At 69.1% G+C, this 14,537-nt stretch carries 12 protein-coding genes; 5 read left to right on the top strand and 7 right to left on the bottom strand.

What is annotated here, in order from left to right; genetic code table 11:
• The first annotated feature begins 133 nt into the window (after positions 1 to 133).
• A complete protein-coding gene (gene lexA, locus DTA22_RS08570; RefSeq protein WP_037232466.1) occupies positions 134 to 865 on the top strand; it encodes a transcriptional repressor LexA in 732 nt (243 codons plus the stop codon).
• Positions 866 to 953: 88 nt separating this feature from the next.
• Here lexA and DTA22_RS08575 read toward each other — a convergent pair whose 3' ends face one another.
• The 3 genes from DTA22_RS08575 to ptsP form a co-directional block, all read right to left on the bottom strand.
• A complete protein-coding gene (locus DTA22_RS08575) occupies positions 954 to 2,096 on the bottom strand; it encodes an acyl-CoA dehydrogenase family protein (RefSeq protein WP_112299188.1) in 1,143 nt (380 codons plus the stop codon).
• A 111-nt stretch (positions 2,097 to 2,207) separates the two neighbouring features.
• On the bottom strand, positions 2,208 to 3,536 hold the full coding sequence (locus DTA22_RS08580; RefSeq protein ID WP_112299189.1) for a uracil-xanthine permease family protein: 1,329 nt from the start codon (positions 3,534 to 3,536) through the stop codon (positions 2,208 to 2,210).
• 70 nt (positions 3,537 to 3,606) lie between these two features.
• Positions 3,607 to 5,277 carry a phosphoenolpyruvate--protein phosphotransferase gene (gene ptsP / locus DTA22_RS08585; RefSeq protein ID WP_112299190.1) on the bottom strand — a complete coding sequence of 557 codons (1,671 nt, stop codon included), beginning with the start codon at positions 5,275 to 5,277 and terminating at the stop codon, positions 3,607 to 3,609.
• Positions 5,278 to 5,474: 197 nt separating this feature from the next.
• Between ptsP and DTA22_RS08590 the strand changes: the two genes are divergently transcribed.
• The 4 genes from DTA22_RS08590 to DTA22_RS08605 are packed head-to-tail and all read left to right on the top strand — an operon-like array spanning position 5,475 to position 9,637.
• Positions 5,475 to 6,242, top strand: a complete 768-nt coding sequence (locus DTA22_RS08590; RefSeq protein WP_005261129.1) for a DeoR/GlpR family DNA-binding transcription regulator — start codon at positions 5,475 to 5,477, stop codon at positions 6,240 to 6,242.
• On the top strand, positions 6,239 to 7,219 hold the full coding sequence (gene pfkB, locus DTA22_RS08595; RefSeq protein WP_112299191.1) for a 1-phosphofructokinase: 981 nt from the start codon (positions 6,239 to 6,241) through the stop codon (positions 7,217 to 7,219). Before DTA22_RS08590 ends, pfkB begins: the two co-directional genes overlap by 4 nt.
• 16 nt (positions 7,220 to 7,235) lie before the next feature.
• On the top strand, positions 7,236 to 9,323 hold the full coding sequence (locus DTA22_RS08600; protein ID WP_112299192.1) for a PTS fructose transporter subunit IIABC: 2,088 nt from the start codon (positions 7,236 to 7,238) through the stop codon (positions 9,321 to 9,323).
• 56 nt (positions 9,324 to 9,379) lie between these two features.
• Positions 9,380 to 9,637, top strand: coding sequence for an HPr family phosphocarrier protein (locus DTA22_RS08605; protein ID WP_005261132.1), 258 nt, complete (start codon positions 9,380 to 9,382; stop codon positions 9,635 to 9,637).
• Between the two features lie 14 nt (positions 9,638 to 9,651).
• Here DTA22_RS08605 and DTA22_RS08610 read toward each other — a convergent pair whose 3' ends face one another.
• The 4 genes from DTA22_RS08610 to dapF all read right to left on the bottom strand — a co-directional run bounded on the left by DTA22_RS08610 (position 9,652) and on the right by dapF (position 14,534).
• Complete coding sequence (locus DTA22_RS08610) at positions 9,652 to 10,974, bottom strand: alpha/beta hydrolase (protein WP_112299193.1); 1,323 nt, start codon at positions 10,972 to 10,974, stop codon at positions 9,652 to 9,654.
• Between the two features lie 69 nt (positions 10,975 to 11,043).
• Positions 11,044 to 12,159 (bottom strand): hypothetical protein, encoded by a 1,116-nt coding sequence (locus DTA22_RS08615; RefSeq protein WP_112299194.1) that lies wholly within the window; start codon positions 12,157 to 12,159, stop codon positions 11,044 to 11,046.
• On the bottom strand, positions 12,152 to 13,606 hold the full coding sequence (gene hflX, locus DTA22_RS08620) for a GTPase HflX (protein WP_037232486.1): 1,455 nt from the start codon (positions 13,604 to 13,606) through the stop codon (positions 12,152 to 12,154). Before hflX ends, DTA22_RS08615 begins: the two co-directional genes overlap by 8 nt.
• Positions 13,607 to 13,664: 58 nt before the next feature.
• Positions 13,665 to 14,534 (bottom strand): diaminopimelate epimerase, encoded by an 870-nt coding sequence (gene dapF / locus DTA22_RS08625; protein WP_037232677.1) that lies wholly within the window; start codon positions 14,532 to 14,534, stop codon positions 13,665 to 13,667.
• Positions 14,535 to 14,537 lie beyond the last annotated feature (3 nt).

Here is a 14,537-nt window from a genome sequence, read left to right on the forward strand (position 1 = left end):
TCTACTTCTCGCGACACGTGTCGAACAGATGTTTGAAACTCCGAGGAAAGCGGGATAGATTCGTGTCACGCGGCACAGCAGTCACATGCGACCCATACCGAGAAGATCCACATACAGACGGAGGCACCTCGCCATGAAGGACGACAGCTCGACCGACGGTTCGACTCCACGTGTGAGCGGTGGCTCCGCCGCCGGGTTGACCGACCGGCAGCGCCGTGTCCTCGAGGTGATTCGCACGTCCGTGAACGAGCGCGGTTATCCGCCGAGCATCCGCGAGATCGGCGACGCCGTGGGGCTCACCTCGACGTCCTCGGTCGCTCATCAGCTGCGCACGCTGGAGCGGAAGGGCTTCCTCCGCCGGGATCCCAATCGTCCGCGCGCCGTGGACGTGCGCGGTCTCGACGAGGTGGCGGCGGGAGCGGCGGCGAACGCGAGCGCCGCCGTCGGATTGGCTGCGGTCAAGTCCGGTGCCGACGGCGCACCCCTGCCGGAACCCACGTTCGTCCCGGTACTCGGCCGGATCGCCGCCGGTGGCCCGATCCTCGCCGAGGAAGCCGTCGAGGACATCTTCCCGCTCCCCCGTGAACTGGTGGGCCAGGGCTCGCTGTTCCTGCTGAAGGTCGTCGGCGAATCGATGATCGATGCCGCGATCTGTGATGGCGACTGGGTGGTGGTCCGCCAGCAGAACGTGGCGGAGAACGGAGACATCGTGGCAGCGATGATCGACGGCGAAGCCACCGTCAAGACGTTCAAGCGCACCGACAGCGAGGTGTGGCTGATGCCGCACAATCCCCTGTTCGATCCGATCCCCGGCAACGACGCAGTCATTCTGGGCAAGGTCGTCACGGTCATGCGCAAGATCTAGTCACTGCCGCTGGTAGACACGAGGAGGCCCCACGGCGATTGCCGTGGGGCCTCCTCGCATCCACCCCGGATACGCAGGTCGTGCCTCGTCAGAGATTGAGGCCACGACCGATGATTTCCTTCATGATCTCGGTCGTTCCGCCGTAGATGGTCTGGACACGAGAATCCATGTACGCCTTGGCGATCGGGTACTCCTTCATGTATCCGTAGCCGCCGTGCAGCTGCAGGCACCGGTCGATGAGCCGCACCTGCGCCTCGGTGGTCCACCACTTGGCCATCGCCGCTTCCTGCACCGACAGCTTCTCGTCGTTGAGCAGTTCGATGAACTTGTCGACGAGGACTCGGACCGCCGTTGCCTCGGTGGCGAGTTCGGCAAGCACGAAGCGTGTGTTCTGGAAGCTGCCGATCGACTTGCCGAAGGCCTTCCGGTCGCGGCAGTACTGGATCGTCATGTCCAGCGCCGATTCCATTGCGGCGGCGGCCACCACGGCGATCGACAGCCGCTCCTGGGGGAGGTTCTTCATCAGGTAGAGGAAGCCCATCCCCTCCTCGCCGAGAAGGTTGGCGGCGGGAACGCGTACGTCGGTGAAGCTGAGTTCCGCCGTGTCCTGCGCCTTCATCCCGATCTTGTCGAGGTTGCGGCCGCGCTCGAAGCCCGGCATGTCCCGTTCGACGACCAGGAGGCTAAATCCCTGCGCTCCCTTGTCGGGGTCGGTACACGCGACGACGATCACGAGATCGGCGTTGATGCCGTTGGTGATGAAGGTCTTGGAACCGTTGAGGACCCAGTCGTCGCCGTCGCGCACGGCGCGCGTCTTGATGCCCTGCAAGTCGCTGCCGGTCCCCGGTTCGGTCATCGCGATGGCCGTGATCAGCTCACCCGACGCGAAGCCGGGCAGCCAGCGCTGTTTCTGCTCCTCGTTGCTCAGTTCGAGCAGGTACGGCGCGACGACGTCGTTGTGCAGAGTGAAGCCGATGCCGCTGTATCCCCCGCGGGTGGTCTCCTCGGTGACGATTGCGTTGTACCGGAAGTCGCGCACGCCGCCGCCGCCGAATTCCTCCGGCACGGCCATGCCGAGGAATCCCTGCTTGCCGGCCTCGACCCACAGGCTGCGGTCGACGATGTTCTGCTCTTCCCACTTGGCGTGGTTCGGCTCGGCGTGCTGTGCGAGAAACTTGCGGTACGACTCCCGGAACAGTTGGTGCTCCGGTTCGAACAGGGTGCGCTCCACGCCGACTCCTCGTATCAACTATCTGGGTACGTCTCGTTCGACGGTAGAGGCGAGGAACTACGTGGTGAATGACCCAGGTGATCGGGATTCGTGACCCATCCGGTCACCGGGTCAGGGCTTGCGGAACCGCGCGAGCGAGCGCATCACCGGGTAGGCGACGAGGATGCCGACCGAACCCCACGCGATGCCACCGAGTTCCACCGATCCGATCGTCAGCGTCAGGTCGCCGATGCCGGCGACGAGCGCTGCGGCGACCACGGTGAGGTTCACGGGGTCGGTGAAATCCACCTCGGCATCCATCCAGATGCGCACACCGAGGACGCCGATCAGCCCGTACAGCACGAGGGTGGCGCCGCCGATGACACCGTTCGGCACGGTGAACACGAGGGCTCCGAACTTCGGTGAGAACGCGAGGACCACGGCGGTGGCCGCCGCGACCCAGTAGGCGGCGGTGGAGTAGACCCGCGTCGCGGCCATGACTCCGATGTTCTCGGCGTACGTGGTGGTTCCGGACCCACCACCGAATCCCGCGAGGGTCGTGGCCAGTCCGTCCGCGACGAGCGCATCGCCGGCGACGTCGTCGAGCGACCGACCCGTCATGGCCGACACCGCCTTGACGTGGCCGACGTTCTCGGCGATCAGGACGATGACCACCGGCAGGGTCAGTGCGATCACGGACCATTCGAACGTCGGTCCCCGCAGTTCGGGCACGCCGAACCAGGCCGCTTCCCGCAGCGCCGTCACCCGCTCCTCGGCGAGCCCACCGATCACGGCGGCGAACACCCAGCCGACGGCGACCCCGACCAGAATTCCGAGGCGGCCCAGCAATCCCGGACCGAGCACTGTCACGAGCAGGATCGCCAGCAGCGTCACCCCGGCGATCAGCGGCTGCGATTCGAACGAATCCACCGCGGTGGGTGCGAGATTGAGTCCGATCAGCGCGACCACGGCGCCGGTGACGACGGGCGGCATGACGGCGTCGATGACCCGCGATCCAGCCAGCTTCACGGCGATACCCACCACGAGCAGCAACAGACCCGCCGCGGCGACACCGCCGAGTTGCGCGGCGGGTCCCGAACTCTGCGACGCCGTCAGCGGCGCGATGAACGCGAACGACGACCCGAGATAGCTGGGAATACGGCCGCGGGTGATGAGCAGGAACAGGGCCGTCCCGATACCAGAGAACAGCAGTGTCGTCGTGACCGGGAACCCGGTGATGGTCGGCACCAGGAGGGTGGCGCCGAACATCGCAATGACGTGCTGCATCCCGATTCCGACCGTGCGCGGCCACGTGAGGCGCTCGCCGGGAGCGACCACCTCACCCTCACTGATCCGCCTGCCGTCACCGTGCAGCGTCCACCCGAACGCCCGCGTGGGGGCGGACTGACCGGCAGAGCCGCCGGCGGGACCGTCGGGGGCGTCGGTTTCTCTTTTCGTCACAGTTCGCCAATAGTAGGCACGATCTGGGAGTTTCGCGCCGTCGGGACCGGATCCCCCGCGAAACCCGGGACTACGCCCCCAGCACCCGGACCGCCGCGGCCCGCGCCTCCGCGGGATCGCTCGTGGCGAGCACGTCCTCGGCGGCACGACGGCAGTCGTCCAGCGAGACCGACCCCACCTTCGCCCCCACACCGGACACGGCGGCACCCGCGCAGGACAGCGACGTGACCCCGAGTCCGATCAGCACGCAGGCGAGTAGCGGGTCGGCGGCCGCCTCGCCGCAGACGCCGACGGGCTTGCCTGCCGCGATTCCCGCCTCGGCCGTGCGGGCGACGAGCGCGAGGACCGCAGGTTGCCAGGGGTCGGTGAGCGACGCCAGATCGGAGGACATCCGGTCGGCGGCCATCGTGTACTGCGCGAGGTCGTTCGTGCCGATGGACAGGAAGTCGACGTGCCGCAGAAGACGGTCGGCCAGAAGCGCGGCGGCCGGTACCTCGACCATCACACCGGGCACGAGCCCGCGGGCGCGGACCTCCGCAGCGAAGGATTCTGCCTCGGCGGGAGTCGAGATCATCGGTGCCATCACCCACGGCTGCGACTGCGTCTGCTTCGCCGCGGCGGCGACCGCGTCGAGTTGCCTGCTGAGGATGCCCGGGTTCTGTTCGGCGATCCGGATTCCGCGGACGCCGAGCGCCGGGTTCGCCTCTTCGGCATGGTTGGCGAAGCGCAGCGGCTTGTCCGATCCCGCGTCGAGCGTCCGGATCACCACTTTCCGGCCGGCGAACGCGTCGAGCACCTCACCGTAGATCTCGGCCTGCTCGTCGACGCCGGGCTCGGAATCGCGGTCCAAGAAGCACAACTCGGTACGGAACAGTCCTACGCCCTCGGCGGCGGTCGTGGCGGCCGACCGCGCACCGGCCCCGTCCTGGACGTTGGCCAGAATCGACACGGCGTGTCCGTCGCTCGTGCGACCGGGACCTTCCCACGACTGGATGCGGATCCGTTCGGCGCGGCCGTGTTCCACGGCGGCGCGGGCCTCGACGGGATCCGGTTCCACCACGAGTTCGCCCACCGAGCCGTCGAGGAGGACGGGGGTGCCCGAGACGACGGATTCGAGGTCGCGCACCGCGACGACGCACGGGATTCCCAGCTGGCGCGAGATGATCGCGGTGTGGCTCGTCGGGCCGCCGAGGACGGTCACGAGTCCGACGATCAGCTCGGGATCGAGACCGGCGGTGTCGGCGGGTGCGAGGTCCTGGGCGCACAGGATCGACGGTGTCGCGGGCACGGGGATGCCGGGTTCGGGCAGGCCGAGGAGTTCGGACACGACACGGTCCCGGATGTCGCGCAGGTCGGTCACGCGTTCGGCCATCAACCCGCCCATCTTGGTGAACAGGGTCGCGAACTGCTCGGTGGCCTCCGCCGCCGATTCCTCGGCCGGGGTTCCACCGGCGATCAGCTTCTGCGCGGCACCGAGCCAGCCGCGGTCGGCCGCCATCGCCGCGTTCGCCTGCAGCACCTCTGCCGCGGCGCCGGAGACGCTCGCCGCTCGGTCGCGGAGTCGCTGCGACACCACGGCGGCCGCTTCCTCGAAGCGGACCTTCTCCGCGTCGCGCGACGCCTCGTCGATGCGGGCCGATCCGGGTGCGACCTCCGGCCGCGGAGCCGGCCAGATCACCGGCGCGTAGGCAATGCCCGGTACCACCGGCGTACCTCGCACGATTTCACGGTCTTCGGTCATCGGGTCCTCCTGGCCGGCTCGTTCTGTCTTCGCACAGTCGGAAATGCGAATCGACTATGTGACGGAGATTACTCTCAACTCTTGACATGTCAACACACTCGGGCGTAAAACAACATGACACAACATTTCGTGTGATGCAGACCATAACGGACAACGTCACCGAACACTTCATCGACGAGAACAGGAACGGGGTCACGGTGTATCCGGAAGAACGCCAGCAAGCGGTCACCACGCTGATCTCGCAGCGGGGTCGCATGTCCGTGGCGGACCTCTCCGACACGTTCGGCGTCACCACCGAAACCGTGCGACGTGACCTGGCGCTGCTCGAGCGTCTCGGCCACGTCCGCCGCGTGCACGGCGGCGCGGTCCCTGCGGGTTCCCTCACCGTCACCGAGCCCGGCATGACGGAACGCGATCACACCCGCGCCGAGCAGAAGGACCGGATCGCCAAGCGCGCCGCCGCCTACCTGCCGCCGTCCGGAGGCAGCGTGCTGTTCGACGCGGGAACCACGACGGGGCGCATCATCCCGGAACTCCCGTCCGATCTGGACCTCACCGTGATCACCAACTCCGTCCCGATCGCGGCCCGGCTCGCGGGACTCAATTCGGTGACGCTCCACATGCTGGGCGGCCGGGTGCGCGGCATCACGCAGGCCGCCGTCGGCGAGGAGGCGCTGCGCATCCTCGACGTCCTCCGCGTCGACGTCGCGTTCATCGGCACCAACGCGCTCAGCGTCGGCCACGGCCTGTCCACACCGGACACCGAGGAGGCCGCCGTCAAGCGCGCGATGGTCCGGTGCGCCAACCACGTCGTCGTGGTCGCCGACTCGTCGAAGGTCGGCCGGGAGCACCTCGTGAGCTTCGCCCCCATCCACAGCGTCGACATCCTCGTCACCGACGCCGACATCAGTTCCGCAGACCGAGCCCACTTCCACGACCAGGGAATCGAGGTGGTGATCGCATGATCGTCACGCTGACCGCCAATCCGAGCATCGACCGCACCGTCAACCTGGTGGGGCGCCTCGAACGCGGAACCGTCCTTCGCGCCGCCGCCACCCACAGCGACCCCGGAGGCAAGGGCGTCAACGTCGCCCGCGCGCTCACCTCGGCCGGTGTCGCCGCAGTCGCGGTGCTCCCGGGCAACGAGGGCGACCCCCTGCTCACCGCACTCTCCGAGCACGGGATCGAGCACGTGACCGTGGCGACGTCCGGTCCGGCGCGCACCAACATCACCATCACCGAACCCGACGGCACCACCACCAAGGTCAACGAACCCGGTGTCGTCATGTCGGCCGAGTCCCTCGCCGATCTCCAATCGGAGATCATCGAACGCGGGTCCCGGGCCGAGTGGGTGGTGCTGTCCGGTTCCCTACCCCCGGGCATTCCCACCGACTGGTACGCCACCCTCGTCGAGGCATTGCGCTCCGCGTCGTGCAGGGTCGCCGTCGACACGTCGGACGCCCCGCTGCTCGCGCTCGCGGAACGGTTCCCCGCGGCCGCCCCCGACCTCGTGAAACCGAACAGCGAGGAACTCGCGCAGCTCACCGGCGCCAACGGGCAGTTACTCGAGGAGTCCGCGCTGCGCGGGGACCCGACGGCCACCGCCCATGCCGGCAGGCAACTCGTGGACCGCGGTGTCGAAGCCGTCCTCGCCACGCTCGGCGCCGCGGGTGCGGTTCTCGTGACGGAGGCCGGCGCCTGGTGGGCCACGCCACCACCGATCGTCGCCCGCAGCACCGTCGGCGCCGGCGACTCGTCGCTGGCGGGCTACCTGGCAGCGCACATGTCCGGTGCCACGCCCGCGGACTGCCTCCGATCCGCCGTCGCCTACGGCAGCGCGGCGGCAGCCCTTCCCGGCACCACCCTGCCGACCCCCGACCACGTCGACATCGACGCCGTCACTGTCACCGCCCTCAGCTCCCCCGCCCCCGATCCGGCCTGAACCAGAAGGAAACACCATGTCTCACTCGACACCCGACCGCGATTCGGGGCCGCAGATCATCAGCGAAGATCTGATCTCCCTGGACACCGACCTCGGAGCCTCCAAGGAGGACGTGATCTCCGCGCTCTCCCGGCGTCTGGCCGACGCCGGTCGCGCCACCGAGGCGGACGGCCTCCGTGACGCCGCGCTGGCGCGTGAATCACAATCGGCGACAGGACTTCCCGGTGGGATCGCGATCCCCCACTGCCGTTCCGAAGCCGTTGCGGCGGCGTCCCTCGGATTCGCGCGGCTCGACCCGAAGGTCGATTTCGGCGCCCCCGACGGACCCGCAGATCTGGTGTTCCTCATCGCCGCACCCGAAGGTGCCGGCGCGGAACACATGAAGCTGCTCTCCTCGCTCGCGCGGGCGCTGGTGCGCCCCGCCTTCGTCGGGGCCCTGCGTGACGCGAAGACCCCCGCCGAGATCGTCACCCTGGTGAACGACGTCCTGGCACCCGCACCGGCACCCGCCGCGGCGGCCGCTGCAGCACCCGCGGCGGCCGCCGCGGCCCCGGCTCCGGCTGAGGCTCCCGAACCGGTCGCCCCGGAAAAGGAACCCGAGCCCGAAGAGGGACCGAAGCACATCGTCGCGGTCACCGCCTGCCCGACCGGCATCGCCCACACATACATGGCCGCCGACTCCCTCGTCGCCGCAGGCGAACGCGCAGGCGTCGTCGTCCACGTGGAGACGCAGGGTTCGAGCGGAAGCACACCCCTGGCACCGGGAGTGATCGCGGGCGCGTCCGCCGTCATCTTCGCCACCGATGTCGGGGTGAAGGGCAAGGAACGCTTCGCAGGCAAGCCGGTGGTGGCGTCGGGCGTCAAACGCGCCATCAACGAGCCCGACACCATGATCACCGAGGCACTGCGCGCGGGCATGAACCCGTCCGCGGCGACCGTGGACGGCACCAGCGCGGCCGGCGCCCCCGACGAACCGGCCGGATCGGTCGGCTGGGGCACCCACCTGCGCCAGGTGCTGCTCACCGGTGTCAGTTACATGATCCCGTTCGTCGCCGCCGGCGGTCTGCTGATCGCCCTCGGCTTCCTACTCGGCGGGTACGAGATCTCCGGTCCCGCGGAGGACATCGTCCTCAGCAACTCCCTCGGCCAACTCCCCGAGGGTGGCCTGGCGACGTACCTGGGCGCGGTGCTGTTCCAACTGGGTTCGCTGGCGTTCAGCTTCCTCGTACCCGCTCTGGCCGGTTACATCGCCTTCGCCATCGCCGACCGGCCCGGTCTGGCGCCGGGCTTCACCGCGGGCGCCGTTGCTGTCTTCGTCGGCGCCGGATTCATCGGAGGCCTCGTCGGTGGTCTGATCGCCGGCGTGGTCGCGCTGTGGATCAGCCGGATCCCGGTTCCCCAGTGGTTGCGCGGCCTGATGCCGGTGGTGATCATCCCGCTGTTCGCGACTCTGATCGTCGGCGCACTCATGTTCCTGGTCCTGGGCCGTCCGCTCGCCTCGATCACGTCGGGCCTGACGAACTGGCTCAACGGTCTGTCCGGCAGCTCCGTCATCTTCCTCGGCATCATCCTCGGTCTGATGATGTGCTTCGACCTCGGTGGCCCGGTGAACAAGGCGGCATACGCGTTCGCGGTGGCCGGCCTCAACGTCAACGATCCCGCCTCGCTGCGCATCATGGCGGCCGTGATGGCCGCGGGCATGGTCCCGCCGCTGGCGATGGCTCTCGCGTCGACCGTCCTGCGTCCCAGCCTGTTCAGCGAGGCGGAACGCGAGAACGGCAAGGCGGCCTGGCTCCTCGGCTCGGCGTTCATCTCCGAAGGTGCCATTCCGTTCGCCGCCGCCGACCCGCTGCGCGTCATTCCCTCGATGATGGCCGGCGGCGCCGTCACCGGCGCCCTGATCATGGCGTTCGACGTCACCCTCAGCGCACCACACGGCGGAATCTTCGTCTTCTTCGCCATCGGCAACCTGCTGTGGTTCCTGGTGGCGCTGGCCGCCGGTGTCGTCGTCGCCGCACTCTGCGTCGTCGGCGCCAAAGAATTCATCAAGCCCGGCGCGTCCGACGCCGAACTCGACCCCGACGTTGCGACAGTCGCAGCGTAAGAGAAACAGATCGACCCGCTCGTCCGCATCAACCCCACCGACAGAGGAGAGAGTCCATGCCCAGCACCACAGTCGCCGTCGGTTCGTCCATCGGCCTGCACGCCCGTCCCGCCGCCGTCATCGCCGAAGCGGTTGCCGCCGCCGGTGTGCCCGTCACCCTCGCCGTGGCGGACGGCGAACCAGTGGACGCCGGTTCCGCACTGCTCATCATGACGCTCGGCGCCACCAAGGGCACCGACGTCACGGTCACCAGCGACGACGCCGACGCCGTCGAGAAGGTGGCTCAGCTGGTGGCGGCCGACCTCGACGCCTGACCGGTACCCGGCCGTCAGCTGGTGAGACCCAGCCGGCGGCCGGTCCAGTCCATCTCCCGTTCGAGCGCCGCGCCCCAGGTGGCGCCCTCGTGGCCACCGGGGAGCTCGTAGTACCGCACGTTCAGACCGGCCGCCCGCGCGGCAGCGAACATCCGCTGCTGCTGCGGGCGGTATTCGTCGTCCGCGGCCCCGGCGACGAACACCCCGGTCAATTCCGGGAACTGCCGTGTCCTCATCACATCGACCGGGTTGACCGCCGCGAACGCATGCTCGTCGCCTGCGAACGTCGCCGCGACCGTCCCTGCGTGATCGCCCAGCGAGGGTTCGTCCTGACCGAGGAAGTCGAGAAACGTCGGGTAGATCCGCGGATAGTTCACGGCCAGCTGGATCGAACAGGTTCCCCCGTAGGAGAATCCGCCGATCGCCCACTGCGCCGGATCGTGCGACACCTGCAGGGACTTCTCGATCCACGCGGGGACGTCGTGGGCCACGTAGGTGGCGGCGTTGCCCAGCGCCGAATCGAGGCACAGCGGATTCGCGTCCTGCGACCCCAGTGCGTCGACCACCACGACGACCGGCGCGAGGCCGTCGTGCCGCGCCGCATACGCATCCACCGTGGACCCCAGTCGTCCGCTGCTGAACCAGTCCTGGGGGCGCCCCGGCTGTCCCGCGATCATCACCATGACGGGGAGCACCGCCCGGGGTGACGTCAGGTACGCCGGCGGCAGATACAGCACGGCCGGGCGGGCCGGGAATCCGGATTCGGTGCCCGGGATCTGCACCTCCGTCACCACACCGGAGCCGGGTGTGCGCACCGGGCGGGTCCACACCGAGTCCATCGGGGTCCCGGATTGCACGGCGCTTTCGAACCCGGGGACGTCACCGAACGACACCGGCTCGACGACGGTCGGCGGGCGGTGTCCCACCAGCGACCCGACGGTCGGATACACGCCGACCTCTGCATTGACCTGCCCCGCCGCCGCGGCCGCCACGACTACGCCCGCCACACCGATCACCCAGGCGCGCCGGGCTCCGGGCCTCCGGAACAGGAGCGACGCGACGAGTACTAGGGTGCCGACCGCGAGCCAGATCCACGCGTATCCCGTCGGCGGTAACTGATTGGGAAGCGGCCGGTACGCCGCCCACACGGCACCCCCGACCGCTGCGGTCACGGGCACCGCGACCGCGGCGGCGCGGAGGATGGGCGGCCGGGCGGCACGCGACAGCGCGAGGATCACGACGATGCCCGCCACCGCGGCGACGGTCGATGCCGCCCGGGCGCGACCGTGCGCCAGCGACAGATGGGCAATATGCGACAACAACTCGTGGGCCTGCACACCGCCCAGTATTCACACGAGGTCGCGCACCGAAAGAATCAGGCTCACAACATTTCTCGCAAAACAGACCTATCGGGCACGGCGGCGGACCAGGAAGCCCGCGCCGACCACGAGCACGACCGCGCCGCCGGCGATGCCGATTCCCCACAGCGTTCCCGGCGACTGCGCCGACGCCTCGTCCCCGACGGTCTGCGCGCGGGCCTGCTCCTGCACCCTCGACACCGCCCCGGGCAGCATCTGAATCGGCGGAACGGGCCCCTCCCGCGCCTCGGAGGCGATCAACAGGTCGCCGTTCTCGGTGAACGAGATCGACTCCCCCTGTGGCTGCTGCGGCACGTGCGCGCGCACCACGGGCCCCGCGGCGAACGCCGCGGCCAGGTCGCCGTCCGGTGCCGAGAACAGGAACACGTCGGAGTAGCTGCGGACGGCGGCCACGGTTCCGTCGCCGGAGACGGCGCCGCCCGTGAACATCGTCGAATGCAGTGCCGGGGCCGTGGTGCCGCTCCCGGTGGTGGCGTCGTCGGCGCCGTTCGTCTCCGCGACGTCCAGCGTGCCCACCTTTTCGAGCGGGGTCGGCCCGGGGCTCGCGAGATCACCCACAGCGGCACCCCCCGCAGGCCGGTACACGTTGCCTGCCCCGAACACTTCCTTCGTGACGATCAGCGGGGTGCCGTCGCGCTGGACGAGAACGGTCTCGGCGTCGTGCGGGCCGTCCGGATACGTCAGCCGATGCAGTTCTCCCGCGCCCGTGTTGCGGTCCATCGCGATCAGCGCCACCGTGTCGCGTCGGCGTCCGTTGTCCCCGGTGTCGGCGAGCCACAGCCGGCCGTCGGGACCGGACGCCAGGTCCTCGACGTCGTACGGATCGACCGGCAGCGGTAGCCACCGCTGCACGGCGCAGTTCCCGTCCATCACCGCGACCGCACGATCGGACCCGCTGTCACCGACCGCGTAGAGCAGTCCCCCCGCCGATGCGAGCCCCGACAGCTCTTCGAGGGAGGCCTCGTCCGGGGTGCCGACCGCCGAATTGTCGGGAGTGCAGAGCGGACCGAACTCCGACGCGTCGACGGCGGTCTGATCACGGAAGAACGGCTCGGCGGATCCGACCCCCGCCACGGCGAGCGGTGTGCACGCAGCGAGGACTCCGACCGCGACACGGGCCGACCACCGTGAGCGGTCAGGCACTGCCGCTGTACTGAACCAGTGCCGACGCCAGCGCTTCGGGCACCCGCGCATGAACACGCGTGCCGTCCTCCTCGTGGGAGGAATCGAGGATCTGACCGTCCGAGTGGATCCGGGCCATCAGATCTCCCCTGTTGTACGGGAGGAGCACGCTGACCTCGATCTCCGGGCGGATCAGTACGTCGCTGAGATGCGCTCGCAACTCGGCGATGCCTTCTCCGGTCCGGGCGGAGACGAACGCCGCACCGGGCAGCAGGCCTCGCAGCTGGGTCAGCGTGACCGGGTCGGCCGCGTCGATCTTGTTCACCACGATGAGCTCCGGCGGCGCCGCGGCGTCGTTCTCCCGGATCACCTCGGTGATCACCTCGTGGACTGCCCTGATCTGATCCGTGGGCAGCGGGTCGGAGCCGTCGACGACGTGGAGCAGCAGATCCGCGTCCGTGACTTCCTCGAGCGTCGAGCGGAACGCCTCGATCAGCTGGGTCGGCAGGTGACGCACGAACCCGACGGTGTCGGTGAGGACGTACTCGCGGCCGTCGTCCAGCGCCGCCCGCCGAGTGGTGGGATCGAGGGTGGCGAACAGGGCGTTCTGCACCAGCACCCCGGACCCGGTCAGCGCGTTGAGCAGGCTCGACTTGCCGGCGTTGGTGTAGCCGACGATCGCGATGGACGGCGTCTCGCTGCGCAGACGCCTGGTGCGTTTGGTGTCGCGGGCGGCCTTCATGCCCTTGATCTCACGCCGCAGCTTCGCCATCCGCTCACGGATTCGCCGGCGGTCCGTCTCGATCTTGGTCTCACCGGGACCACGCAGACCCACACCGCCGTTGCTGCCGGCGCGACCACCCGCCTGCCGGGACATCGATTCACCCCAGCCACGCAGTCGCGGCAGCATGTATTCCATCTGGGCCAGCGCCACCTGCGCCTTACCCTCCCTGGACGTCGCATGCTGAGCGAAGATGTCGAGGATGAGGGCCGTCCGGTCGATGACCTTGACCTTGACGACCTTCTCCAGCGCGGTCAGCTGCGCCGGAGTGAGCTCACCGTCGCAGATGACGGTGTCGGCGCCGGTCGAGAGGACGACCTCACGGAGTTCCTCGGCTTTACCGGAACCGATGTAGGTGGCCGCGTCGGGTTTGTCCCGCCGCTGGACGAGGCCCTCGAGGACCTCGGACCCGGCGGTCTCGGCCAGAGCCGCGAGCTCGGCCATGCTGGATTCGGCCTGCGCCGCGGTTCCCTGCGTCCAGACACCGACGAGCACCACGCGTTCGAGGCGCAGCTGCCGGTATTCGACCTCGGTGACGTCTGTGAGCTCGGTGGAGAGCCCGGCAACCCGGCGCAGCGCGCTGCGGTCCTCGAGTTGCATCTCGCCGACCGAAGGGCGCCCGTCGTCGTAGGCGAACTCAGTGGAGTCGGAGATCGGCGATTCTTCTGTGCGATGTGTTTTCGTCATACACCCTCATGATCCCACGGAATGTCGAGGGCGTGCACGTGCATTTCGCGCAGGGCGATCAGCCGAGGCCGTTCCACCAGCCGTCGTCGAGGTTCCCGGACGCCACCAGGACGGACGGTCCGCGCAACGTCGCGCGGCCGTCCGACACCGCAACAGTGACCTGACCACCGGGAATACGGACATTCACCTCACCGGAGTCGGCCCCGTCGAAGCGCAGCGCGGCGGTGGCCGCGGCCACCGTGCCGGTGCCGCACGACCGGGTTTCGCCCACCCCGCGCTCGTGCACCCGCATGTCCACGGCGCCGGATTCGATGCGGGTGAGGATCTCCACGTTGACACCGTGCGGGAAGAAGCCGGGATCGAACCCGGGTGCGGCCGTCAGGTCGAGGGCCGACAGGGACGCCGCCGTGAGGTGCGCATCGACACATGCCAGGTGCGGGTTGCCGACGTCGATGCCGATCCCGTTGAACACCTTGCCGTCGATGGTCGCGGCGCTGGTTCCCAGATCCCGCACCACCCCCATGTCGACGGTGACCTCGCCGAAGGCGCCGTCCGCCGAGTGCACGATCACCGGTTTGCCGCCGGCCCGGCTGCCGACGACGAACTCGTCGCGCGTCTCGAGCCCCGCCGCCCGGAGGTAGTGGGCGAAGACGCGGACGCCGTTGCCGCACATCTCCGCGATCGAGCCGTCGGCGTTGCGGTAATCCATGAACCAGTCGTCCTCGGACGTGCCGTCGGGGAGTTCGGCGAGCACACCGGCGCCGGCCAGCGCACCGGCCTTCGCGACGCGCAGGATTCCGTCGGCGCCGAGCCCGCGCCTGCGATCGCACAGCGCCGCCACCCGCGGGGCCGACAGGTCGATGCGGACGTCGGGATCCGGGAGGACCACGAAGTCGTTCTCGGTGCCGTGTCCCTTGCTGAAATCCATGCG

Origin of the sequence: Rhodococcus wratislaviensis (assembly GCF_900455735.1) — a bacterium.
In the GTDB taxonomy this organism is placed as follows: Bacteria; Actinomycetota; Actinomycetes; order Mycobacteriales; family Mycobacteriaceae; genus Rhodococcus_F; species Rhodococcus_F wratislaviensis.